Source organism: Thermodesulfatator indicus DSM 15286, assembly GCF_000217795.1.
In the GTDB taxonomy this organism is placed as follows: domain Bacteria; phylum Desulfobacterota; class Thermodesulfobacteria; order Thermodesulfobacteriales; family Thermodesulfatatoraceae; genus Thermodesulfatator; species Thermodesulfatator indicus.
In genome coordinates, this window is the sequence record NC_015681.1 from 1,818,946 (window position 1) to 1,844,400 (window position 25,455).

Annotated in this window: 21 protein-coding genes and 1 tRNA gene; 11 read left to right on the plus strand and 11 right to left on the minus strand. The window is 38.9% G+C overall.

Annotation, left to right across the window (positions count from 1 at the left end):
- Position 1 precedes the first annotated feature (1 nt).
- The 8 genes from THEIN_RS11750 to THEIN_RS08960 all read right to left on the minus strand — a co-directional run bounded on the left by THEIN_RS11750 (position 2) and on the right by THEIN_RS08960 (position 7,664).
- Positions 2-883 (minus strand): sulfotransferase family protein, encoded by an 882-nt coding sequence (locus tag THEIN_RS11750; protein ID WP_013908350.1) that lies wholly within the window; start codon positions 881-883, stop codon positions 2-4.
- A gap of 2 nt (positions 884-885) precedes the next feature.
- Positions 886-3,117: an NAD-dependent epimerase/dehydratase family protein gene (locus THEIN_RS08925; RefSeq protein WP_013908351.1), complete on the minus strand. Its 2,232-nt coding sequence runs from the start codon at positions 3,115-3,117 to the stop codon at positions 886-888.
- Positions 3,110-4,045, minus strand: coding sequence for a glycosyltransferase (locus tag THEIN_RS08930; RefSeq protein WP_013908352.1), 936 nt, complete (start codon positions 4,043-4,045; stop codon positions 3,110-3,112). Before THEIN_RS08930 ends, THEIN_RS08925 begins: the two co-directional genes overlap by 8 nt.
- Positions 4,045-4,827: an oligosaccharide flippase family protein gene (locus tag THEIN_RS08935; RefSeq protein WP_148236954.1), complete on the minus strand. Its 783-nt coding sequence runs from the start codon at positions 4,825-4,827 to the stop codon at positions 4,045-4,047. Before THEIN_RS08935 ends, THEIN_RS08930 begins: the two co-directional genes overlap by 1 nt.
- 19 nt (positions 4,828-4,846) lie before the next feature.
- A complete protein-coding gene (locus THEIN_RS08940; RefSeq protein ID WP_041434656.1) occupies positions 4,847-5,491 on the minus strand; it encodes an oligosaccharide flippase family protein in 645 nt (214 codons plus the stop codon).
- On the minus strand, positions 5,492-6,481 hold the full coding sequence (locus THEIN_RS08945) for a sulfotransferase domain-containing protein (RefSeq protein WP_013908353.1): 990 nt from the start codon (positions 6,479-6,481) through the stop codon (positions 5,492-5,494).
- Entirely contained in the window at positions 6,469-6,681 is a 213-nt protein-coding gene (locus THEIN_RS08950; RefSeq protein ID WP_013908354.1) for an oligosaccharide flippase family protein, read from the minus strand. Before THEIN_RS08950 ends, THEIN_RS08945 begins: the two co-directional genes overlap by 13 nt.
- Positions 6,682-7,439: 758 nt before the next feature.
- A complete protein-coding gene (locus THEIN_RS08960; protein ID WP_013908355.1) occupies positions 7,440-7,664 on the minus strand; it encodes a DUF2283 domain-containing protein in 225 nt (74 codons plus the stop codon).
- A 626-nt stretch (positions 7,665-8,290) separates the two neighbouring features.
- Between THEIN_RS08960 and THEIN_RS08965 the strand changes: the two genes are divergently transcribed.
- From THEIN_RS08965 to THEIN_RS08980, 3 genes are all read left to right on the plus strand, one after another.
- Positions 8,291-8,539, plus strand: coding sequence for a type II toxin-antitoxin system prevent-host-death family antitoxin (locus THEIN_RS08965; RefSeq protein WP_013908356.1), 249 nt, complete (start codon positions 8,291-8,293; stop codon positions 8,537-8,539).
- Between the two features lie 650 nt (positions 8,540-9,189).
- Positions 9,190-10,704, plus strand: a complete 1,515-nt coding sequence (locus THEIN_RS08975; RefSeq protein ID WP_013908358.1) for an alkaline phosphatase — start codon at positions 9,190-9,192, stop codon at positions 10,702-10,704.
- A 68-nt stretch (positions 10,705-10,772) separates the two neighbouring features.
- On the plus strand, positions 10,773-11,918 hold the full coding sequence (locus THEIN_RS08980; RefSeq protein WP_013908359.1) for a YibE/F family protein: 1,146 nt from the start codon (positions 10,773-10,775) through the stop codon (positions 11,916-11,918).
- 140 nt (positions 11,919-12,058) lie between these two features.
- Here the strand turns inward: THEIN_RS08980 and THEIN_RS08985 are convergent.
- The 3 genes from THEIN_RS08985 to THEIN_RS08995 all read right to left on the minus strand — a co-directional run bounded on the left by THEIN_RS08985 (position 12,059) and on the right by THEIN_RS08995 (position 15,194).
- A tRNA-Thr gene (locus tag THEIN_RS08985) sits at positions 12,059-12,131 on the minus strand.
- Between the two features lie 243 nt (positions 12,132-12,374).
- Positions 12,375-13,343 (minus strand): IS110 family RNA-guided transposase, encoded by a 969-nt coding sequence (locus tag THEIN_RS08990; RefSeq protein WP_013908360.1) that lies wholly within the window; start codon positions 13,341-13,343, stop codon positions 12,375-12,377.
- Positions 13,344-13,748: 405 nt separating this feature from the next.
- Positions 13,749-15,194, minus strand: coding sequence for a CCA tRNA nucleotidyltransferase (locus THEIN_RS08995; RefSeq protein WP_013908361.1), 1,446 nt, complete (start codon positions 15,192-15,194; stop codon positions 13,749-13,751).
- A 53-nt stretch (positions 15,195-15,247) separates the two neighbouring features.
- Between THEIN_RS08995 and THEIN_RS09000 the strand changes: the two genes are divergently transcribed.
- The 8 genes from THEIN_RS09000 to THEIN_RS09035 all read left to right on the plus strand — a co-directional run bounded on the left by THEIN_RS09000 (position 15,248) and on the right by THEIN_RS09035 (position 25,344).
- The gene (locus tag THEIN_RS09000; RefSeq protein ID WP_013908362.1) at positions 15,248-18,274 is read left to right on the plus strand and encodes a phosphoenolpyruvate carboxylase; all 3,027 of its coding nucleotides are present in this window, start codon (positions 15,248-15,250) and stop codon (positions 18,272-18,274) included.
- A gap of 388 nt (positions 18,275-18,662) precedes the next feature.
- Positions 18,663-20,429, plus strand: coding sequence for a chloride channel protein (locus tag THEIN_RS09005; protein WP_013908363.1), 1,767 nt, complete (start codon positions 18,663-18,665; stop codon positions 20,427-20,429).
- A complete protein-coding gene (locus THEIN_RS09010) occupies positions 20,429-22,171 on the plus strand; it encodes a chloride channel protein (RefSeq protein ID WP_013908364.1) in 1,743 nt (580 codons plus the stop codon). The genes THEIN_RS09005 and THEIN_RS09010 overlap by 1 nt, the downstream gene beginning before the upstream one ends.
- Positions 22,172-22,242: 71 nt before the next feature.
- A complete protein-coding gene (locus tag THEIN_RS09015) occupies positions 22,243-23,247 on the plus strand; it encodes a PhoH family protein (RefSeq protein ID WP_013908365.1) in 1,005 nt (334 codons plus the stop codon).
- Positions 23,244-24,278, plus strand: a complete 1,035-nt coding sequence (locus tag THEIN_RS09020; protein ID WP_013908366.1) for a molybdopterin-binding protein — start codon at positions 23,244-23,246, stop codon at positions 24,276-24,278. The genes THEIN_RS09015 and THEIN_RS09020 overlap by 4 nt, the downstream gene beginning before the upstream one ends.
- 15 nt (positions 24,279-24,293) lie before the next feature.
- On the plus strand, positions 24,294-24,590 hold the full coding sequence (locus THEIN_RS09025; RefSeq protein WP_013908367.1) for a YggT family protein: 297 nt from the start codon (positions 24,294-24,296) through the stop codon (positions 24,588-24,590).
- Positions 24,591-24,594: 4 nt separating this feature from the next.
- On the plus strand, positions 24,595-25,044 hold the full coding sequence (locus THEIN_RS09030) for a DivIVA domain-containing protein (RefSeq protein ID WP_013908368.1): 450 nt from the start codon (positions 24,595-24,597) through the stop codon (positions 25,042-25,044).
- Positions 25,045-25,344: a DUF167 domain-containing protein gene (locus tag THEIN_RS09035; RefSeq protein WP_013908369.1), complete on the plus strand. Its 300-nt coding sequence runs from the start codon at positions 25,045-25,047 to the stop codon at positions 25,342-25,344. It abuts the gene before it with no gap.
- Positions 25,345-25,455: the final 111 nt, after the last annotated feature.

A 25,455-nucleotide genomic window follows, 5' to 3' on the forward strand; every position in this document is an offset into this window, starting at 1 on the left:
TTTATATTTCTTTTAAACCTAACAGTTTCCTGATTTTATAAGAAAATTGTAACTTACATAAAAAAGAAATCTTAGGTACTTTTTCAATATAACCTAAATCTTTCATTAAAGGTCCACAAATATCATACACTCTGGAAATTTCTAATTTAGTTAAAGAAAAATTTTGATTAATGCTTCCCGTTCCAAAAAAACCTTCTGGTTCTTTATATATTGTTTTTATTGTATCAAATTTCTTTTGTTTTTTCAGTTTGCTTAATGAACATTTTTCTATAATTTCTCTAAGCATTTCATGGTCATATTCTAAATTTAGCCAGGAAAAAATATCAGATAATAAAGAAATGGTATTAATCCTTAAATTTTCATATTTCAATTCAAAATATCTATCTTGGGGAAGGGTTCTTCCAAAAGATATACCAGAAGATACACAGTTTTTCCAAACTAAAGCTGCAACTGTTGGCGAAATATAACGTCCGTTAAGCTCAAATACTCTTTTTAAAGAAGCTACAACGTGTCTGGCATCTCTTATAAGATGAATAAATTTAGAGTCTGGAAATATTTTTGAAATAAGTGGGATATGAAAAACATGTTCTGGCGTTTTTTCTAGAAAATATTTAATATCTTTTTTTTCTGAATTTTTTAGAACAGGTTTAATAAATTCTAAAAAATACAATCTCCATAGGTCGTATTCTTTTTCTTCGGGCCAATAAGCAGGTAATCCTACTACTCTCCAATCATCCCGTTTTTTGTAAAACTCAATAAATTTTGAAAGAGCACTAAAAAAGTGGGTTTCCTGGCCAGTAATCACTTGAGGATGACTCGCTAAAAGAGCCTGCAACCAGGTTGTTCCACTTCTCGGTGCTCCGACAATAAAAATAAAATTCATAGCTAAACAATCCCGCTAAATTTTACCCAATCTATTGTCTTGACTATTGCTTCTTCTTTTGAGCAAGCTAGTTCAAAAGAAAGTTTATATTTGAGTTTGCTAATATCAAGGACAGCGTTCATCCCTCCCCCTAAAACTACTAAGTTAGATACTGAATTTTTAGGCTGGAAAACGGGCAAACTACCGCCGCCAAAAAGCTTTTTGACTTTTTCTTCTACTTTTGGCAATTCCAAGATTTTTCTGGGAAGCATACCAATAGGATCGGTATAAATAGTTTTTCGCATAAAAGCCTTAAATTCAGGAGAAGTAAAAAGTTCTTTGAAATTACCTATATATTCTTTAAGTTTGCTATCCTTTTTTGTTTCCGTTTTTGAAAAAACCGGTACCTCTTCTATATCCAAAGGAATATTTAGACCTTCAATAAAAGCTCTGTAGAATTCTTTCCAGGTCATAGAATCCTGTTCTCCCAGGTTAAACACTTCTCCTGCAATATCTTCAGGCTCTGCATGTATAGCACAAATGAAAGCCTCTACCACATTGTCAACATATATCATATCACAAGGTGTATCTGGATCTCCCTTCCAGGCAAACCTTCTTTCAGTCATAGCCTGCAAAGGGTTAGTCACAAAAGTAAAACCAAATGGCCCAAAAACTCGGGCTGGCCTAAAAATTACCGCAGGCAGGCCCTTTTTTGCATAATATTGTACTACGTGTTCGGCTTTAGCCTTACTTTTTCCGTAAACACTTTCGGAGTCAGGCTTAAGCGGGAAAGATTCGTCTATTAAGCCACTTATTTTGGAGCCATAAACTGCCATAGAGCTTACATGGATGAAATGCTTAACACCTTTTTTAAAAGCCGCCCTGGCAAGCTTGCGTGTGCCTTCCACGGTAACGTTAAAAATTTTTTTAGGGTCCCCATAGGCTGTGCCTACAGCACAATGTATAACCGCGTCACAACCTTCCACTAGCTCGTCAAAACCTTTATCCTGTTCAAGATCAAACTGAACCATCTCAACATCAAGCCTGGCCAGACGAGCGGCTTTGCCGGGATTCCTCACTACAGCACGCACCTCAAAACCTTCGCGTAACCGCAGTATTTCTGCCGCCCGGCAGCCTATAAAACCCGTTGCTCCAGTAACCAGAACTTTTGTTTTTTTAGGAAGCTTTTTTCTTTTTAAAAATTTGTTTTCAGATGGAGTAAGCCAACTTTTAGGGAGAGTCTTTTTGTTGTGATAGCATTTTTCAATCAGGGCCAAAACTGGTAAAGAACTTTGTGCCGAAGCTAGTGGTTCTTTGTCTTCTTTTATGGCAGCTAGCCAGTCGTCATAAACACGAGCGAAAGTGGCGTACCAGGACTCATCTTCGTTTAAATCATTTTTCCATAGCCCTTGATATATAAAAGGCTTTTTAGAGTTATCCCAAAAATCTTCTATGCCAGTTTCTTTAGGAAAGATAATTAATCTATAGCGTTCTGAAGGTTTAAATTCCAGGATAGCCCTTTCACACTCAATCTTTATGCCACCATTTAACTTGCGGGTTCTCGCAAATTCACCTATTCCCTCAACAGATTTCCCTTCAAAATTAAATCTAAGTTTTAAGATACAATCCGCTTCAATTCCACCAAGAGCATCATCTTGATATTCTAAAAGCTCCACCGGCTCTTCAAAAATTTGAAACAAAAAATCCAAAAAATGAGGCCCTAGATCCATTAAAACCCCACCGCCTGCAAGTTCTTTTTTCATATTGCCAAGAGAAGCCGCAGGCCAATTATAAAACCCCCCAGCTTTTACCGAAAAATTTAACGGTATTCCAAAAACTTTATTTTTAATCAGTGAGACCATTAACCTGAAGCTAGGGAAAAAACGACGATATAAAGGCACAGCTACTTTTAAGTTTTTTTCTTGAGCCAGGCTGATTACTTTTTTGGCTTCGTCAACTGATAAGGCCAGAGGTTTTTCAACTAATAGGTGAATTCCTTTATGTAGAAGTTCTATAGCACAGGGCGCATGATGAAATGGTGGGGTAGCGATAACGGCTGCGTCTATGTCAGAGAGGTCTGCTTCTGATATATCGGAATAAACCCGCGGCACTTTATAACCTTTGGCAAAATAGTGTGCACGTTCTAAATTGGGGTCAACTAAAGCAACCAAATCAATCTCAGGATGCCCGGCCAGAACCGGTAAATGAAGCTGTTCAGAAATAGCTCCACAGCCGATGAGTATGGTTTTAAGCATGTTTAAACCCCTTGGAATAAATTTTTAAAAGCAGATGAGGGCCTAATAGAAAATAAAGATAAATAAAAGAAGAACCGCGTCTATTTAAAATTAAAAAGCGTGATAAAGTTCTCAAAGATTTAGCTGAATTTTCTATGTATTTCCAAGGAATATTATAAAATTTAGCTTGTAACAAAGTCCCCCATGTAGACCAAAACGCTTGCTGTCCGTATTTAGAAAGTAAGTCCTTTCTATGAAGGAATCCGGCACATAAAGTTTCTTTTACTTTTAGATATCCGAACAACCTTTTTCTTTGATCATAATTTTTACACGTAGATGACTCGTGTGAACGATAATAGACACCTATGAAATTAGTAGTAATTAACTTTGCTCCAGCAAAAGCTATTCTAAGAAGAAATTCCCAATCTTCAGCAAAAAAAATTTCTTCATTAAAACCTGCCAATTTTTTAACTAAACTAGAAGGAAATAGAAAGGCATTTGGAGGTGCTAAATTAGTAAAAATAATTTTTGGCCAAAAATCAGCTACTATATTATCAATTTTAAAAATATTATCAATCGAGCCTGCAAAACGAGCAACATTCATAGCTGCTACCAAATTGTTCCCAGACATAGCAATATTGACTAAATTATCAAGAGCTTTTGGATGTAAAATATCATCAGAATCTAAAAAGTAGTAGTAATGACCACTTGCTAATTTAATGCCTAAATTTCTTGCAGCAGACACTCCTTTATTATTTTGGGTAACTATTTTTATGAAATTATTAGTCGAATATTTATTTATAATATCAAGAGAATTGTCAGTAGATCCATCATTAACAATAATAATTTCATAATTTTTCAAGGTTTGATCTAATACAGATTGGATAGCTTCTTCTAAAAAGATAGAACAGTTATAGCATGGTATAATAACAGAAACAAGAGGACCCATTATCTAAATGACTCCTTTAAAAGGACTAAAACTTCCTTTATAAAACTAGAAAACACTTTAAAAACAAAGAAAAAAGTAAGAATTAAATATAGAAAACCGACTAAAATAAATCCTAAATAAAAATTAAAATTTTGTAGAAATGGGAAAATAAATATTTTCAATATAAAAGAAATGATTAGAATACCGGTAATAAGTAAAAAAAAGAAGGGTAAAAGATCAAAAATTTTGCCATTTAAAATTTTTAAACTATAAACAAAATAAAAAACAGGTACAGTAAGTCCTAGAAGAACAGCTAATGCAGCTCCTTGAAGGCCAAATTTTGGAGTTAGAAACAACAGTAAAATAATAGTTAAAAAGGCGTGTAAAAAATTAGATTTAAAATTTAAATCAGGCCTTTCAAATGCTAAGAAAATAGAGTTTCTAACAGAAATTATACACTCAATAAGAGCACCAATACTGGCAATAATTAAAAGAGTGACTATTTTTAACCATTTTTCTCCCCACAAAAACAAGATAATCTCTCTAGAAAAAACTGCCAAAAAAAGGAGAATAATTGAGGAAACAATGGCATTGATTTTAATAACTGTATAAACACCATATAGTGAACGGGATAAATCCTTTGATTTAACTAAGACAGGGAAAAGAACAGAAGACAAAGGTTGCGAAAATCGCCAACGGACAAGATGTGGGATACGATAAGAAAACTCATAAAATCCTAAATTGGTAGTGCCTAAAAACCTGCTAACTACTAAATAATCCGCATGTCCTAAAAAATAAATCATTAGAGAAGAACCTATGCCATTAGTGATATATTTTTTTATAATAATGAAAACTATCAAGAGAAAACTCAAAAGTTGGACGCCACCCTGTAATGATAAATAAAGCAATCTGAGAGAACAAACAAGAAATCAACATAGCTATAACCAATGACCAATAATGAAAATGGAATTTTACAGCCAACAAAATAGCAATAAAGCTTTCTAATGCTACAGACAAAATCTGAATGATATTTAGTGAAAAGAAGCGCAAATTTTTAGATAGAAGAGAATAGGGAACAGTAGATATAACAGAAATCAAAAAGGCAAATGACATAACTCGTAAGACATCTGTTAAACGAGGTTCATTAAAAAAAGCCGCTAAAAATGGGGCAAAAATGTAAGTAATAAAAAATAAGAATACCCTGAAAATTAACATAAACCAAAAAGCAGTAGATAAATCAGTCTGATTATAATTACGTTTAGCAACTATTCCGGCACCAATACCTGCATTACTAATTAAATTTAAAAAAGAAATTATCATCATACCAATACCCATAATTCCAAAATCAAAAGGATTTAGAACGCGAGCAAGGACCATGCTGGCTGCCAATCTTATAATAGTCTGAAGAACTCCTCCACTTATATTCCAAACCGCTCCTTTTATAGCTAGGCTTTTAAGAGAAATCATTTATTTATTATTAGTTATTAAATTGTCTAAGCCATATAAGATAAGAATTTTATCTAAAACCGACTCAGAATAACAAGCCTCTTTTAAAATCTGATTCATATCTTCAGTTGAACGTCTTATACTCGTATGGCTAGGCTTGTTAAGATATTTCTGTAATTCGTTATATGATATAGATATACCTAAAAAAGAGAAAAGTTTTCTCCATTCCTTCTCAGAGGAAACTAATCTTTCATAAGAAACAAGAAGAACATTTGGTAACTCATAAACTTTTTGAGAAAATGGAACGTAATTCTCAATACACCATCTATGCATCAATCGTTCAGGTAAGGTCTTAGATTTCTTTATAAAGATTAAAAATGGACACAACCAATCTTTAATTAGAAATTTCTGTTTCAAGAGATTATCGTCTAAATCAAATGACCAGCTATATCTTTTTGATAAATAAATTTGAGATTTAATTACATTATAAGGATTACGTATAATCCATATTATTTTAATTTTTTGCCATTCATTAGCTATAAATTTTATCATCAAATTAGCTCTAACTTCTTTAATAACTCTTTTTTTATATTTTTTTCTAAAATCTACATCCCTATCCGTCCATTGTGATCTTACTTTGCCTTTTAAAATATTTTCTATCTGTTTATATAATTTACTAGATATATATTTTCTAGAAGAAATATACGGAGAATAATTCATTAAAAGATTTTCATGTTTTTTTCTATTCCAAGAACGCTTAAACAAAGAACAAGAAAAATAAAACTCGTATTTTTTATTCATAATAAATGGTTCAAATATAGGTCTAGCATTTAAAATTTTTGCGCAAACATCACCTAACCAGGTAGTACCACTTCGCGCAGAACCAACAATTAAAATTGTCCCATCAATAGAATGATTATCTTCTATCTTTTTATAATTTAAAAGATATTGATTATATATTCTCCAGTAAATTTCTTTTATTTTTAATAAAGAGTTATCTACTTTGTGCATGTGCCAAACCCCATAGAAAGGGCCATAACTATGAGCTCTTGATAAAGAAGGGCCATGCCGAAAAGGCCGAAGTCAGAAGGCTTGAGCGCCCGGGCAAGGTAAATGCTTGCCCCTAAGCGAACTAGGGTTTGCCAGCCGCCTCCGGCCACCTGCCAAAGGGCCGCTCGCCCGGCCTTTATGCCTAATGACTCTTCTGCCATTTGTCCTCTATCTTAATTTTTCCACCTCTTGGGTGGATTAGATTGCTTCGCGAGAGAGATCGCCACGGCGACTGAGTCGCCTCGCGACAGAAATTGCTTCGCCACTTCGTGGCTCGCAATGACGAAATAAAAGGCGTGGCTCGCCATGACGAAATAAAAAGCGCCCCTCGCCATGACAAAAAATACTAGCCTCGCCATGACTTCTTTTTTTGTCATTACGAGGAGGCCCGTAGGGCCGACGAAGTAATCTCTGAGATTGCTTCGGCTGCTGACTCAGCCTCGCAATGACAAAAAAGAGGGCTCGCCATGACACGTTCCCTTGTCACTGCGAGCGGAGCGAAGCAGTCTCTTTCCGAGCCGAGCAAAGCAATCTCATAAACTAATAACCATCTGCAATCGGCCAATTGTCAATCCTTCTTGCCTTATTTTACCCACCTTTTGGGTGAAGTTACCTTCTAATCGCGGATTTATTATTAACACTTTTCGGCTTTTTTGAGAATTATTTGAGGAATTTTTTTAGTGGCTTGACCGGGCTGAGATTGCTTTGGGATGAGAGATCGCTACGGCGACTGTGTCGCCTCGCGACAGGGATTGCTTCAGGGCTTCGCCCTTCGCAATGACAAAATAAAAGGCGTGGCTCGCAATGACACCCCCATCTGTCACTGCGAGGAGGCTCGTAGGAGATCCCTTTGCTGGCGCTCGGGACAAGCGAAGCAGTCTCATTCATGTGTTTTCACAAGTCTCTTAGTCAGAGATTTTTAAGCTGCTTTTTTAAATATAAAATCAGAAATAGGCAGGTTTATTATCTCAAGGTCTTTAAAACGCACTTTTTGGCTAGCATTTGAAATTTCTATCCCTACGGGAACTCCGTTTTCATCAAAGTCTATCACTATACCAGGAGAAACTTCTTCGGATTCCATACTAGGTTTGTCCTGAAGATCAATATATATGATATCATCTTCAGAATAATAGATAATTTTCATGGCTTAAACCTCCTATCAAAAAAGGCATTGTGTATTGTTTTCCCGTCAGGTTCCAAAATCACACGGAGATACTTATCAGCTTCCTGGATATAGCCCTAAAGTCTAATACGACCATCTGGTTGAACTTCTTTTTTTTATCGGAGCTTCAATCACTCGTTCAATCCATCTATACGCAAATAAGGACGTTTTGAAAGAACTTTGTTAGAGAAGTAAAAAGTAAATTTCATTCCACCCCTTTAATTTACTATTAATCCAATTTTTTACACTATTTAGAGACCTTAGCAAAATTTAGAAAATATAGATAGATCATCACGGCGACTGTGTCGCCTTTCGACAGGGATTGCTTCGCTCGCCTGAGGCTCCCTCGCAATGACAAATAAAGGGTGTGGCTCGCTCGCAATGATAAAGAAAGGGAGCGATGGCTCGCCATGACACCCCCGTCTGTCATTACGAGGAGGCCGTAGGGAGATCCCTTCGCTGGCGCTCTGGACAAGCGAAGCAGTTCATTTCCGAGCAAAGCAGTCTCTTAGGGATAGCATTTTGCAAAGATCTTATGATAGAAAAAGTTGTAAAATTATCCTAAAAATCGTATTTTTAAAAGTATAATCTTTCGTACTGGAGGGAGTATGATTATTACGGCGAATGAATTAAAAACTAAAGGAATATCATTTGTTGAAAAGCTCATGAAAAAATCCAGAGAAGTTTTTATTTCGGTTAGGGGCCAGAAAAAGTTTGTAATATTGCCAATTGAAGAATACGAACGCTTAAAAGAAGCTGAACTTGAAAGTATTATCAGACAAGCAGAAAAAGACTATCAAGAGGGAAGATATGTAGTGGAATCAGCTGAAGAGCATTTTAAACGGCTGGGAATTTAATGTACAAACTCATTTTTACAGATACTTATCTCCGCCAAGAAAAGAAATTTTTGAAACGCCATCCAGAATTAATAGAACGCTACAAAAAGATACTTAGACTCTTGGAACTGAACCCTTCCCATCCATCTCTTAGGTTACATAAACTTAAAGGAAAGTTTCTCGGCAAATATTCTGTTTCTATCACAATGTCATACAGGATCATTATTACCTTTACTGTAACTGAGAAAGGTATAGTTCTGCTTGACATAGGAAGCCATGACGAGGTGTATAGCTGAAGGCTGTACTTGCTCATGGAGAGATTGCTTCGCTCGCTGCGGCTCGCAATGACTTTTTTTTCGTCATTACGAGGAGGCCCGCAGGGCCGACGAAGTAATCTCTGAGATTGCTTCGGCTGCTGACGCAGCCTCGCAATGACAAAGAAAGGGAGCGATGGCTCGCCATGACAAATTAAAAAACGGGCTCGCCATGATACCCTCCCTCTGTCACTCTGTCACGGCAAGCCTGTAGGGCGAAGCAGTCTCGCGCTGGCGCTGGGGATAGGCAAAGTAGTCTAGTTTGTGTTGTTGCAGTTTTGTCACTTTTTAAACATCTTCTTGTAACAAAGTGGAGCTATTTATGAGTATCACCAAATAAATTCTGGGGGTCTTAAAATGAAGCAAGGTGTTTTCAGAAGAGAGTTTTTAGCTTGTTTAGCCACTTTGGTTGCGTCATTTGTTTTTCTTTTATTCGTAAGTGTTGGTCAAGTAGAAGCCGGAAAAGCGAAATACATTTTTCTTTTTATTGGTGATGGTATGGGCATTCCACAGCGTGTGGCTGCCGAACAGTTTATTGGTGAAAAACTACTGATGGATAAATTACCAGCCCAGGGTATAACCACTACTTACGCTGCTAATCGTTTTATTACTGGTTCTGCAGCAGCGGCTACAGCTATTGCTTGTGGACATAAAACTAATATCGGTATGATTGGTATAACACCTGATGGGCAGGTTATTAAAAGTGTTGCTGAGTTAGCTAGAGATAAAGGGATGAAAGTTGGTATTATATCTAGTGTTTCAATTGATCATGCTACTCCAGCTGGTTTTTACGCGCACGTAAAAAAACGTAGCCAATACTATGATATTGCCCTTCAGTTAGCTAAGAGCAATTTTAACTTTTTTGGAGGTGGTGGTTTTAAAGACCCTAACAATAAGAAACATAATAGTGTAAACTATCAGGGTAATGCTTTTGATATTATACGTAATGCCGGATATCGTATCATTCGCGATAAAAATGAATTTGAAAGTTTGAAAAAAGGAGATGACAAAGTAATTGTTATTAATCCACGCTTACCAGATGGTAAAGCAGAGCCTTATGCTATTGATCAAACTCCAGCTGATATTTCTCTTGCAGAATTAACGGATAAAGCTATTCAGTTATTAGATAATAAAAAAGGCTTTTTTATTATGGTTGAAGGAGGTAAGATAGATTGGGCTTGTCACGCAAATGATGCTGTTACAGCTATTAAAGATACCTTAGCTTTTAATGATGCTATTAAAGTAGCTTATGACTTTTATTTAAAGCACCCTAAGGATACTCTTATTGTAGTGACTGCGGATCACGAAACTGGAGGTTTAACCTTGGGTTTTGCTGGCACAAAATATGCTAGCTATTTTGACGTGCTCCATCATCAAAATATATCTTTCAAAATGTTTACTGATGAGATTATGAAAAATTTAAAGAAGAGTAAATATATTACCTTCGAAGATGTTAAGCCTATAATTACTAAATATTTTGGCCTCAAGTTTTCTGGTGATCCTTCTGATCCTATGGTTTTAAAACCTTATGAAATTGTACAGTTGGTAAAAGCTTTTGAAGTTAGCATGAAAGGTAAGTATGATGAGCATGATCCTCAGCTTTATTTGCTTTATGGTGGTTATGATCCTCTCACTGTAACTATTACTCATATCTTGAATCATAAGGCAGGTCTTGCTTGGACATCTTATAAACATACTGGTGTTCCTATTCAAACAACTGCTGTAGGTATTTATGCTGACTTATTTAATGGTTATTACGATAATACTGATATAGCTAAGAAAATTATGAAAGCTATGGGTATCACTCCTAAAGTTTACTATGTAAATAACTATTCAACTGAAACCGTCCGTTCCTTAGTTGCTAATTTCTAAAAATATTATTAAAAAAAGGGGGAGTATCCTTAGATGCTCCCCTTTTGTCTTATTTTTCGGAGAAATCTATGCCTTTTAATAAAAAAGATTTTATAATGGCTTGTTTTTTTCTTTGTTTATCCGTCATTTTATTTTTTTATCCTAATAAGTTTGAACATAGAACTGAAAGGAAATCGATCCGCTGTAAAGGTCTTATTTTAAAAGTAGATAACTCTGATATTATACAGCATGGTTTAGTGAAAACAGGAACTCAAGATGTAGTTGTTAAAATATTAGATGGCCCTTTTAAAGGAAAAATTTTAAAATCGACTAATCAACTACTAGGGCAGCTGGATATTGATAAAATTTTTAAGCCAGGTGATAAGGTTTTGGTTGTTTTATCCTTGACTAAGGATAATAAAATATTTTATGTTAATGCTCAAGATATTTATAGAATAGATATAGAATTGATACTTTTTTTATCGTTTGCCTTTTTTCTTGTTGTGTTTGGAGGTTGGATTGGACTTAGAGCATTATTATCTTTTATTTTTACGGTTTTAGTTGTTTGGAAGATACTTATCCCTACCCTTTTAAATGGTATTAATCCTATTTATCTTTCTGTTGGAATAGTCATTATTATAGTTACGGCTATTATTTTTCTGGTAGGAGGTCTTAATCAAAAAAGTTTGGTTGCTTTTTTAGGGTCTATTTTAGGTGTTATAACTACCTGTATTTTAGCTATATATGCTACTAAAAAGGCCCATATTCATGGTGCAGTTATGCCCTTTTCTGAACCATTACTATACTCTGGTTTTGAGTATTTAGACCTTACCAAAATATATATTGGGGCTATCTTCCTGTCTGCTTCTGGGGCTTTGATGGATTTATCTATGGATATCGCTTCTAGCATGGATGAGTTAGTCAAAAAGAGGCCTGACCTTAGTTTTTTTGAGTTAGCCTTATCTGGTATGACAGTATGCCGTTATGTAATGGGCACAATGGTTACAACTTTACTTTTGGCTTATTGCGGTGAATATATATCTGTACTCATGTTTTTTATGGCTCAAGGTGTCCCCTTGGTTAATTTCCTTAATTTTGTTTACGTAGCTGCAGAAATTATTAAAACACTTGTAGGTAGTTTTGGTTTGGTTTTAACTGGCCCATTTACAGCAATTGTGGGAGCTATGTTGTTAAAAAAATCATCTCAAAACAGAGAAAAGTTACTTCGGGTTTGAGATGGTTTCTTCTGTTGCGTTCTAGCTTTTCAAGTGTTCTGGAGGAGCTGTCCTCCTAGCCAGAGGTAACTGGAGATTTGCCGAAATTTTCTTCGGATTTCTGACCAGAAATACCCGACCGCACTTGACTGTAAGTAGAGAGCCGGCGAGGGGACTTGAACCCCTGACCTGCGGATTACGAATCCGCTGCTCTACCAGCTGAGCTACGCCGGCTAAAATTAATATCGCTTTACAAAAATAACATTTATATGATTTCGTTTCAATAAATGGAATGAGAAGTGAGAAGTTACTTAGATCCATCTGCCAATGGCCAGCCAGTCACTGCGAGCGGAGCGAAGCAGTCCCTGTCCCGAGCGGAGCGAAGGAATCTTTGAGATCGCCACGGCGACTACGTCGCCTCGCGACAGGGATTACTTCGCTCGCCTGCGGCTCGCTCGCAAGATACTGTGGTTTTTGTCAAGCACTTTGAACTTCCATTTGCCATTTTTTGTAATTATAGAAAGCAAATATCAATAATTTTCTGGCACAGGCTATTATGGCCACTTTCTTCGGTTTTCCTCTCTTTATCAAACTTTCGTAATACTCTTTTAGTCCCCCTTCTTTACATCTTATGGCACTAAGCGCCCCCATAAAAAGCAAACTCCTTAACCTATTATCCCCTTTCTTGCTTATCCTGGTTACCAGCTTCCTCTTACCAGATTCCTTTACTTCCGGGTCCAATCCTGCTAGAGCTACTACCTCCCGCCGGTTTCTTATCCGCCTCTTCCGAAAAAAGATGTAACAATATGTCGCTATCATCTTCCCTATACCTTTAACTTTCTCTATTTCTTTAACCCCTTTGTTTATGTCGTCATCTTTATTTACTAATTCCTCCATCTCTTTCTTTATCTTCTGAAGCCTCTGCCTTGTTTCTTCTAAGTTTTTCTGTATGTGTTTTTTGCTTTCTTTACTATCTACTGGTACTCTATCTAAATAGTCTAGAAAATTAGATAACTTGTTTTCTATGTTTTGATATAATTGATACTCACTTAACAATAAAGATAATTTCTCTAAATTTTCGTTATATTCTATCTCCTTGATTTCGTCTTCGCTAACTATCTTGTGATATTCGTATAACAGTTTCGCATCAAGATTATCTGTTTTTGCTCTGTGACCTAATACTTCTCTTAAACGGGGGACTTTTCTGGGGTTAAGGGATACTACTTTTATCATATTCGTAGCACAGAACTCCTCCAGAAATACCGAATATGGCCCTGTGGGCTCGTATATCACCACCCTTTTCTTCCTGTCTTCTTTCTTCTTAAAAAACTTCCTCTTAAATTTCTTTAAACCCCTTTCATTTTGAAACTCGTAAACCTTCTGGCCATCAAAAATAACCAATGTATCCTTGGCCACATCCACCCCAAGAAAAGATAAATTTTTCATAGGTCTTCAATTCTCCTTTCTTTGAGATAAAATAAAGATTGTTGGTAGGGAGGTCCTTCCAGGTTTAGCCTTGTATACGGACAGTTTCCGTAATTGGAAACGTCCCGGATACTGTTCAAACACAGGGAAGGACGGCTAATCTTGCGATCGAACAGTTTGCTAAAAAGCAAACGTTCCATGACTCAACAGCCTGTCCCTCCCTACCAACTTTTTTTACTTTAATGCTTTTGCCCTTTACTTAAAACCATACAATGACAAATAAAAAAACCGGTTCGCAATGACACCCCCTCTGTCACTGCGAGGAGGCCCGTAGGGCCGACGAAGCAGTCCTTGGGATTGCTTCGGCCTTTAGCGAGGCCTCGCAATGACAGGGTTAAATTAAGACCTCGCAAGAAAAATTCTCGCTTATTTAAAATTTTCCCCGAATTTTTCTTGAATAAGAAATCCTAACAAGGAAAGGGCTTCTTCGCGGGTTTTTATCTTGCCTTCGCTGCGAGCCTCTTCTACGGCTTCAAGAAGTTCGCGAAATATAGGGCCTGGTTCCAGGCCGAAAAGGTCTATCAAATCTTGGCCAGTAACGAGCCTTTCTTTTTCCTGCTTTATCAATATTTCTTCATTAAAACGGTGAATCTCCCAGAAAAGCTCGGCTAATTCCTTTTCTAGATTTGATTCTTTATCAGGTCCAGCAGAGGCCAGGCTGTCAGCCATGGCTACCATAAAAAGGGCAGGGTAGTTAGGAACATCTTTTATAAGTCTGCGCATGGCGCGGCGGCTAAGGCGGCCTGCCCTGAATTCGTGTAATAGGTGAAAAGGCCGCATGTGATGCCTTATTAAATGTGCTACTTCTTTTTTGAATTTTTTAGAAAACCTCAGCCTTTCTCCTATCTTAAAAAAGATTTCAGCGCCTACGCGGTCATGTTCATAAAAAGTGATGCGATGTCTTATGGCAAAAGTATGAGGTTTCCCTATGTCGTGAAAAAGGGCGGCTAAACGGATGACAGCTTTTGTTCGAGAATTTTTTTTAATAGAAACAAAAGGATCTTCATTAAAAAGAGCTTCACCAAAATATTTTTTCGGGGATTCCAATACTAGGTCTGCCATTTCAAGGGCCAACAAAATATGTTCAAAAACGTCTAGATGGTGAAAAGTTGGTTGGGCAACTCCTCTGGCCATTTCTAATTCTGGAAAAATGTCAAACAAAATGTAGTCTTCGGCCATTAGCCAAACAACCTTTCCTGCAGGGTGAGAAAAAAGTCTTTCAAGCTCTGCGGCTATTCTTTCCTTGGCCACGCAGTTTAAATGTTCATGAAGTTCTTTTATCCATTTTCTAGTTTGGAGGTCGAGAGTAAAGCCGAGTTCAGCTGCCAGTCGATAGCCTCTTAGCATTCTTAGTGGGTCGTCTAAAAAATTTTGGCGGCCAAGGGCCCTCAATAAACCACGTGATAAATCTTTCTTCCCTTCGAAGGGATCAATTAAGTTCCAGTAGGCGGGATTAAGAGAAAGAAATTCTTTAAGGGTAACAGCCATAGCGTTTACGGTGAAATCCCTAAGGCCGAGATCTTTTTCAATAGAAGAGCTGCCTTGGCGAAAGTTTGAAAAATCCAAGAAAAAATCATTTATTGCTACTCGAAAAACCCCTTCTTCTTCGTCCAAGGGGATAAAATGTCCATCGGAGTTCCTGGCTATTTTTTGGGCTATTTCTCTGGCGCCTTTGGGTAAAGTTAAGTCAATATCTTTGAAGGGCCTTTCCAAAAATGAGTCCCTTATTGGCCCTCCGGCAACGTATATTTCTTGCTCGGCCTCGGCCAAATTTCTAAGTACTTTATATATGGAGGTGGGAATAAATTTCATTTTGGAATTTTAAGGTATTGATTTTTAACGTCAAACTTTTAGCATAAAAAAACATGCTAAGAGATATTTTTCAAAATTTATTGGCAGAGGAAAAAGAGCTTTTCCCTTCGAATAATCTTCTTTTTAAGCCTATCGATAGAGAAACTAACATACTAGACCTATACGAAGACCTAAAAATACACTTGAAGCATTTTCGTTCAGTAACCGATGAAAATCCATTTGCCAATCCTATTTTACTTTTGGCCATTAATCTTACCCGCCGTTTGGAAAAAGGAGAAGTTACTTTTTCTGCCCTAGAACAGCTGGTTCAGTTTCTTGATACCAAGGCCTACGTGGTTAGAGCAGAACGTATGGGCCAATATGTTGGGGAAAGGGACCCGCTTAAGAATTTAAAACTTATCGAAAATTTTATAAAAAAAATTCCCGGTCTAGATGATAACGATTGGGAAGTTTTTGCCGCTCAAGTATCTAGCGAGTTTTTCGGGATAGTTATAACCGCTCATCCTACTTTTGCTTTGCGTTTTGACCTCCTGCGTGCCCTTTCTGACCTGGCCAGTGGCCGAAATAATGATGGCGTGCCCTTAAATAAAGAGCAGATAAAACAATTGCTCGTAAAGGCTTTGCATACGGAACATTTACCTGAGCCAAACATTTCTCTTGATAAAGAACACGCTTTAGCTTTAGAGGCTATTTCCAACCTCAAAAAAGCGATTTTGCTCCTCTATGACCTGGTATTTAAAGTAGCGCGAGAACATTTTCCTGATAAATGGTGGGAGATTCACCCACGCTTGATAACGGTAGCTTCCTGGGTAGGTTATGACTTAGACGGCCGCCGTGACATTGACTGGGCTAAATCTTTTACTTTCCGCCTGGAAGAAAGGAAACTGGCTCTAACCCGCTATCAACAACAATTTCAAGATATTTTGGGCTTATGCTCTGATTCAGAGGGAAGTAAGGCTTTACGAGAAGTATTGGCTGAGGCTTTAGGTGCTGTTACGCAAAATCTTGAAGGGATAGACGAAGAAATAGACGTTTTCCGCAGGCTTTCTGAAAATAAACTCGAAAGCATTGAAGATTTACGGCGCGTATCTCAAAAGATGTACAAGGGGCTTTCGCGCCGTCTGACTAAGCCCAGCGTCCTTATTAGCTGGATTGATGAGGCCATAGCCAAAGCTAAAGATTATCCAGAACTACTCCACCGACTCTGTGTTTTGCGAGCTGAGGTTGACAACTTCGGCCTGGGAGGCTCGCACATTCACGTGCGCTTGAATTCCAAGCAGATTCATAACGCCATTCGTACCTTGATAGGCCTTGAGACTGACCCTGAAGACCCCAGTGCTAAAAAGACATATCTCAAAGCCCTTGATAGACTTCTGGCCGAGGTTTCTCCCGTTACCATTAATTTTGGCTCTCTCCTGGCTGAGCGCACTACGGCCAAGCGGCTTTTCATGTTAGTTGCCCAAATGGCCAAATATATTGACGCTGAGACACCGATCAGGTTTTTGATAGCTGAAACAGAGAGTAGTTTCACTCCCATCGCGGCTCTTTATTTTGCTAAGTTATTCAACGTAGAAGAAATTGTAGATATTTCTCCCCTCCTTGAGACGCCTAGGGCCTTGATTCGCGGTGCACGCATTATCGATGAAATGCTTAATGATTATTACTACCGCAATTATGTCCTCCTAAGAGGGCGGCTTTGTGTGCAAACTGGTTTTTCCGATGCTGGCCGTCACCTAGGGCAGACGGCTGCAGGCTTTATTATAGAAAATTTCCGCCGGCGTTTAGCCAAAATTTTAGACAAGCAAAAATTAAACGATATAGAACTGGTTATTTTTAATACCCACGGAGAATCAATTGGTAGAGGTGCTCACCCGGCTAGTTTTGAGGCTCGGTTTAATTATCTTATGTCTCCTCGTAGTCGTAAAGAGTTGCTCAGAGTTGGAATAAATTTAAAAGAGGAAGTTTCCTTTCAAGGTGGTGATGGTTACGTTTATCTTTTGAACCCCTGTCTTGCTCTTGCGGTTTTGACCCGAATTTTTGAATTCCTTGAAAAATCTTTGAAGGTTTCCGATGATGATCCCTATTATCAGGAATGGGATTATGTGTTTGAGTTTTTTACCACCATTCAGCAATTTAATGAGCGATTAATGCAAGATTCAGATTATGCGCTCCTTTTAAACGACTACGGTAGAAATTTTCTTTTTCCGACTGGTTCAAGGCCTGTTAAGCGGCAGTTTGAGATTGAAAAATCTCTTTTGACAGCGGCAGAAATAAGGGCTATTCCGCATAACGCTGTTTTACATCAATTAGGCTTATTAGCTATCCCCATGGGAGGAGTAGGGCAGGCCATAGGAAAAAATCCCGAAATGTTTTTACATCTCGAAAGGCGATCTTCTAGGTTTAAGCTCGTTGTTTCTATGGCGGAATATGCCCTTTCTTTTTCGGATTTTTATGCATTTCTGGGATATATAAATGTGTTAGACCCTGGTTTTTGGCTTATGTTATCAGCCAAAGCCGATAATTCTCTTCATGCCGAGGAATTACGTCAGGTAGCCAATGCCCTAGAGAATAAAGATTATTTCGTAAAGTTTTCTAAGATAGGCCGTCTTTTTGGCCGAGACTTATTGCTTTTTACCGAGGTTTTACAAATTATTCACAGTATAAGAGGAAATAGGCCGGGAGTTTTATACGAAAGAGACGGCCTCTGGATGGATGAGCGGGTTAGAGATTATCTTGAAATTCTTCACGCGGTAAGATTGGCTATTATTTGTAACATCTTTACTCTGGCTGTTCAGATTCCAGACTTTAGCCCCCAAAGAGGAACCACTAGAGAAGAAGTTATTGAACGTCTTCTTTGTCTAGAGGTAGAAGAAGCCGTCAAAGTTTTGAAAGATATATTCCCTCTACTTGAGCATTCCTCTAATGCCGAGGATTTTGGAGAAAAGGCTACTTATCAAAGTGAGCAATATTTAGGCTATTTTCAGGAGCATCAAAATATTTTTATCCCTTTGGAAAGTCTTTATCGTTTGATAAAAAGAATTACAGGTGGTGTAACCCACATTATCGGCTCTTTTGGCTAGTTTTTTGATGGGTACTTTTTATCCAACAAAGAGTTATTAGCTTATCAACAGCCATCGGCTATCGGCCAACAGCTATTTGCCATCAACCATCAGCCATCTACCATCCCGTCACTGCGAGGAGGCCCGTAGGGCCGACGAAGCAGCCCCTATTCCGAACACAACTAAGGGGTCTCTGAGATCGCCTCAGCGCCGCTCATGCTTCGCGAAGGCAAGGGGCTCACAAGAGTATATATTGCGCTGCAGGAGTGCCGCAGTTGGTTGGGCATGTTATCTTTTTTCAAAGATTTTTATTTAAAAATTAATATCTTCTTGAATTGTCAGAAATTCGTTATATAAGAGCAAAAGGCAAAAACACTTATTTTAAAGATAAGAGATAAGGTGGAGGCAATTGGAAAGACGCCGTTTATGGCTTTTATTTGACGCTTTCTTTTTAGGAATTGTGGGGGCTATAGCGGCCTATATTTTTGCCCATCTGGTTAACCTTTCTCAAGAATTTTTCTTACATAATTTAGCCAAATATAAACCCCCAGGGCTTCCCTCTGAAGGGGGGTCCTTAAAAGAATGGATAGGTCCCTATGGTTTACTGCTTATCCCGGTAGTTACTACTCTTGGAGGCCTTCTTTCCGGTCTTATTGTCTATTTTTTTGCTCCCGAGGCTCGTGGTCACGGGACAGATGCTGCCATTAGAGCTTTTCATTTTAAAGAAGGACGTGTTCCTCACCATGTCCCTTTTGTTAAGATGGTTGCTTCGGCTATTACTTTGGGTTCAGGTGGTTCGGCGGGTCGTGAAGGGCCTACGGCTCAAATTGGTTCAGGTATTGGAGCCATTTATGCCCACCTTACCAAGCGTTCTCCTTACGAGAGACGCCTTCTTCTTCTGATGGGTATGGCGGCCGGGCTTTCGGCTATTTTCCGTTCACCCATAGGCTGCGCCTTCTTTGCTATTGAAGTTCTTTATAGCCAGATTGAATTTGAATCCAGGGCCTTGCTTTATTGTATTATTGCTTCAGTAGTGGCTTATGCCTTCTCGGGCTTTTTTATGGGCTGGGAGCCTTTATTTATTCTTCCTCACCACATTGGTATTACCCAAACCCATGAGTATTTATTTTTTGCGGTATTGGGAATTTTTAGCGGCATTATGGGGGCTTTGCTTCCTAATATCTTTGGCTTTATTCATTCCTATTTTGAAAAGATGCCAGGCCCATTTTTTGTAAAGCCAGCCATAGGAGGCTTGCTTCTAGGTCTTTTTGCCCTTTTTCTTCCTCAAATATTGGGGATTGGTTACGGCTGGGTGCAAATGGCTATTAATGGCCAGCTTACAGGGGACTTGATGCTTCTGCTGGCCTTTGCTAAAGCCCTTGCCTTTTCTTTAACAGTTGGTTCTGGCGGTTCAGGCGGGGATTTTGCTCCGAGCCTCTATGTAGGAGGAATGCTAGGTGGTTTTGTGGCTAGCCTTTTTGGTCAAGATCCAGCGGCCTATGTAGTGGTGGGGATGGCTTCGGTTTTTGGCGCTGCTGCGAGAGCGCCTATTGCCAATAGTTTGATTGTGGTGGAAATTACTGGAGGTTTCGAGCTTCTGCCGGCTGCCGCTCTTTCGGTTATGCTAGCTTATCTTATTCAAACGTGGCTCACTAGATTTTTACCTTATAAAAGCCTTTATGAATCTCAAGTTCCTTCGCCGGTTCATTCTCCAGCACATCGAGGTGAATTTTTTACCGATATTCTTACAGGCATAAAGGTAAAAGACATTTTTAACCCCCATAAAGTCTGGGCCACCATCCCTGAAGACATGACTTTTAGGCAATTTTTAGAGTTTTTCGGGCGCTCTGAGCAACATTATTTTCCGGTGGTGGATAGAGAAGGAAATCTGGTAGGTATTTTTTCCATAAACGATATCAGGCCTTTCCTTTTCAATGAGGAATTAAAAGATATTCTTTTAATCAAAGATATTGCGAGAAAAGATGTGATTACCACTCATCCTTCAGAGGACATCAACACAGTTTTAAAGAAATTTACTTTGAGAAACATTGACCAATTACCAGTGGTGGCCGATGATGACCCTAAAAAGTTTTTAGGGATGATAAGCCGACGAGAAGTAATAGCGTTTTACAACAAGCGCCTGGAGGAACTTAAAAAACAGGCAGAAGAGACCTAGTGAATAGGAAACATACCCGCCTATTTATTGATGCTCTTTTGTTGGGGCTTGTAGGCTTTTTGGCCGCTCAAGTTTTCACCTTTATGGTAAATTATGTTCATCATCTGTTTTTAGAAACTTTCGTAGGGTATGAGCCGGGCAAACCTTTATCTGAAGCGGCTCGTTTTTTAATTCCCGTAAGCACTACCTTGGGTGGTTTATTATCTGGTCTAATCGTTTATACCCTGGCCCCGGAGGCGGAGGGCCACGGTACAGATGCGGCTATCAAGGCCTACCATTTTGAAGATGGCTATATTAGGCCGCGGGTTCCCTTTGTAAAGATGTTGGCTTCGGCTATAACCATCGGTTCAGGAGGTTCAGCGGGCAGAGAAGGCCCGGTAGTTCAGATTAGCGCTGGTATTGGCTCTATTTATGCCTCTCTTACTAATAGATCTGTAACTGAAAGACGACTCTTGATTCTCATCGGTATGGCTGCTGGATTGGGAGCAGTTTTTCGTTCTCCAATTGGAGCAGCTATGTTCGCTATAGGTGTACTTTACAGCGAAATGGACATTGAAAGCCGAGCTGTTTTGTTTTGCCTGTTGGCCTCGGTTACTGGTTATGTACTAAATGGTGTTTTTGTAAGCTGGGAACCTCTTTTTAAAGTACACCAAATTCCTGTAACCCAGTGGAATCAATATCTTTTTTTCGTCAGTCTTGGAATTTGTGCAGGTTTGGTGGCTGTTATATTACCCGAAGTTTTTTATCGTTTAAGAGATCTTTTTAGGTCTTTTAAAATTCCTCAAGTTTTGAAACCCGCTTTAGGTGGTCTAGGGGTAGGGCTTTTGGCTATTTATTTTCCCCAGATTTTGGGTGGAGGATATCCTTGGATTCAAAGTGCCCTTGATGGGACACTTCCCTTTCATTTAATGATGATACTCATTTTTCTCAAGATAATCGCTCTTGGTCTAACGGTTGGTTCTGGAGGCTCAGGTGGAGTTTTTGCTCCCAGTTTATTTGTAGGGGCTATGCTAGGTGGCGTGCTGGCCCACTTTTTTAATCAGCCACCAGGGGCATTTGTTGTACTGGGAATGCTTTCTGTTTTTGGGGCAGCGGCCCGGGTGCCTTTAGCTGCTCTTTTTATGGTTATTGAGATGACAGGGGCTTTTCACTTATTAGGAGCAGCGGCTCTTTCTGTAGTCCTTTCCTATTTTGTCCAGAAATTTTTATCTGATGCTTTTAAATATCAGAGTCTTTATGAGTGGCAGGTTCCCACCAAATTTGAATCTCCAGCTCACAAGGGGGAATTTTTCTTAGATGTTTTAATGGGTATCAAAGTTAAAGATGTTTTTGATCCTTCGCAAAAAAAATGGCTGGTGTTACCTGAAGATATGTCTTTTAAAGATTTTGTTAAGTTTTTTTACGAAACAGAACAACATTATTTTCCAGTGGTAAATAAAGACGGAAAACTTTCGGGAATTTTTTCTATAAACGATATTCGAGAAATTTTAAAACAACCAGACGTATGGGACCTACTTAAAATTAGAGATGTTGCTCGCAAAGATATGATTACTACTAATCCTTCCGAGGACATTCACTCTGTTTTTCGAAAGTTTACCATCAGAAATATAGATACCCTTCCTGTGGTGGCTGAAGACGACCCCGGAAAATTTTTGGGTATGCTTAGCCGTCGTGAAGTAATATCTTTCTATAATCAACGCCTTGAAGAACTTGAAAACCAGAAAACCAGTCTTAGAGTATAGCCCCTTGGTAAAAACTAAAAAATGGTTATACTTATGAAAAAACAAAAATTGATAAAAAAATTAGAAGAAAAATGAAAGCTATGAAAGAAAAAATGGCAACACCAGAAGTAATTACTTTACAACGCACTTTTGAAGACAACGCTTTAGCCCGTTGGCTTTACGGTGAAAAAGGTTCTCACCTTAAAACTATTGAACGGGCCTTTAACGTGCACATTCAGGTGCGCGGAAATGAGATGCATATTACCGGGGAGCGTTTGGATACTGAACTTGCCGACCGCACCTGTGAGCAACTCTATGGCTTGCTTAAAGCCGGCTATACTCTTTATCCGAGCGATGTTGAGTATGCTACTCGTATTATCAGCCAAAATCCCCTGGCCAACTTAAAAGATATTTTTCTGGAAACGGTTTTTGTAAGTTCGGGACGCAAGGTCATCACTCCCAAGACCTTGAACCAAAAAGTCTATATTGATGCCATAAGGAACCACGATATCGTTTTTGGGGTTGGCCCGGCAGGAACTGGAAAGACTTATCTGGCCATGGCTATGGCTATTTCTTACTTTATGCGAGGAGATATACAACGTATTGTCTTGGTGCGTCCGGCGGTAGAAGCTGGTGAAAAACTCGGTTTTTTGCCTGGAGACATGATAGAAAAAGTAAACCCTTATTTGCGGCCGCTTTACGATGCCCTTTATGACATGCTTCCTTATGATAAGGCCTCGCGCCTTATACAAAAAGGAGTTATAGAAGTTGCCCCTTTGGCCTTTATGCGAGGCCGCACCTTAAATGAGGCTTTTATAATTCTCGATGAGGCCCAGAATACTACTTCTGAACAAATGAAAATGTTCCTTACCCGCTTAGGCTTTAGCTCTCGGGCAGTGATTACCGGAGATATTACCCAGATAGACCTTCCTGATGCCCGTAAAAGTGGCTTGGTGGAGGCGGTAGAACTTCTGCAAGGTATTGAAGGCATAGCTTTTGTGTTCTTTGATAAGCAAGACGTAGTGCGCCACCCTCTGGTGCAACGTATTATCGAAGCGTATGACCAGAAGGCCCGCAAGAAAGGATTTACTCAATGAAAACTAGAAAGGTTCCTGTGGAAGAGGCCGTGGGGATGGTCATTCCCCACGACCTTACGGAAATCCTTCCAGGCAAATCTAAAAAACCCGCTTTTAAAAAAGGACATGTTATTAGGGAAGAAGATATCTTGCGCTTAAAGCGTATGGGCAAAGATCACATTTACGTTCTCGAGCTTGAGCCTGATGAAGTTCACGAAGACGAAGCCGCTTTACGATTAGCTCAGGCTGTGGCGGGAGAGGGTATCGAATATGACCCACATATAAAAGAAGGAAAAGTAGTTCTTCGGGCTGCTTATAAAGGACTTTTAAAGGTCGATACCGAGGCCCTTTATCAGTTGAATATGCTTGGTGAAATCATACTTTCTACCAAACACTCTAATTTTATGGTGAGAGAAGGAGAAGCAGTGGCAGCAGGGCGGGCTATTCCTCTGGTAGTTAAGGAAGGCCTTTTGCAAGAGGTAGAAAAAATTTGTTCTGGAAGAAAAGTAGTTTCCGTAAAAAGGCCTGTTATGAAGAAAGTAGGCCTGGTGATTACGGGAAACGAAGTTTATTACGGGCGGGTGGAAGATGCTTTTTTTCCGGCCTTGGCCCCGAAACTTAAAAGCTATGACTTGGAAATTAGCGGCCCTCGTTTTTGCCCTGATAATAGCGAAGTTATTACCAGGGCCATCTCAGAAGCTATTTCTGGTGGGGCAGATATGGTTCTGATAACCGGGGGCATGTCCGTTGACCCTGATGATGTTACCCCCAAGGCTATTGCTGATGTCGGGGTGGATTCTTTAGTTTACGGAAGTCCGGTCTTGCCAGGCTCTATGTTTCTTGTAGCCTATAAAGGAGATATCCCTATCCTTGGAATTCCGGCCTGTGGGATGTATTTTAGAGTAACAGTGCTTGATTTAGTGTTACCTAGAATAATTTGTGGGGAAAAGTTAGGGCGAGAAGATATAGCCAAGCTGGGTCATGGTGGTTTTTGTTTGGGATGTAAGGAGTGTCATTACCCGGTTTGTCCTTTTGGGCGAGGCGGACTTTAGATGGGAGGAGAATAAATGTTTGTCTTAGCACATTTTTTACAAGCGTTGGCTACGGTTCTTAATATAGCTCTTAACATTTACATGTGGATTATAATCATCAGGGCTTTGCTATCCTGGGTAAACCCTGATCCATATAACCCCATCGTAAGATTTCTTTACGGAATTACTGAACCCGTGCTTTCGCGTATTAGGAGAGTGGTGCCGCCCATGGGGGGTATAGATCTTTCACCGTTGGTAGCTATATTGATAATAATCTTTTTGCAACAATTTTTAGTTCCGGTACTTTATGACCTTTCTTATTCTTTGAGGTGATTTTATGAGTCTTACGCCCCTTGATATTCAGGAAAAGAGTTTTTCAAGTTCACTTTTTGGCTATAACAAAGGCGAAGTAGATGAATTTCTTGAAGAAATAGCCGAAGCCTTTAAAGAACTCCAGCGCGAAAACAATTCTTTAAAAGATAAAGTGGCTAAACTGGAAAAAGAGGTGGAAGAACTCAAGCGCGAAGAAAAGCTTATTAAAGAAGCCTTGCTTAAGGCAGAAACCCTGGCGGAAAGCATCAAAAGAGAAGCTGAGGCTGAGGCCAAGGCCTTTATGCTTGAAGCCCGTGAAGAGGCTGATCGTATCATAAAAGAGGCCAAAGATAAACGAGATGAAATCCTTTTTGAAATAGAAACCCTTAAAAATGAAAGAGAAAAAATACTCATTGAGTTCAAGACCTTTCTTAAAACCTGGGAAGAGTACTTAGAACGCGCCTTTAAAGAATAAATGCTTGAAAAGTACGAAAAGGGCTTTTTGCTTTCGATATATCTCCAGCCCAAAGCTAAAAAAGAAGAAATAGTAGGGTTTTATCAAGAAGCTCTTAAAATCAAAGTCAAATCTCCCCCTGTTGACGGAAAAGCTAATGAGGCTTTAATATCTTTTCTGGCCAAAAAGTTAGGGCTGTCTAAGAAAAATCTAAAGTTGTTGGCAGGTTTTACTTCAAAGCATAAAAAGGTTTACATTGAAGGCCTTGAAGAAAAAGAAATTAAAAAACGATTAGGTATTGTTAATGATGCTATTAAATAGGTGACAAGAGCGGTCATTGCGAGCGAAGCGAAGCAATCCCTGAGACTGCTTCGACCTCTAACGAGGCCTCGCAGTGACAGCGAAGGTTACTTTGCTTTAGCGATTATGTCA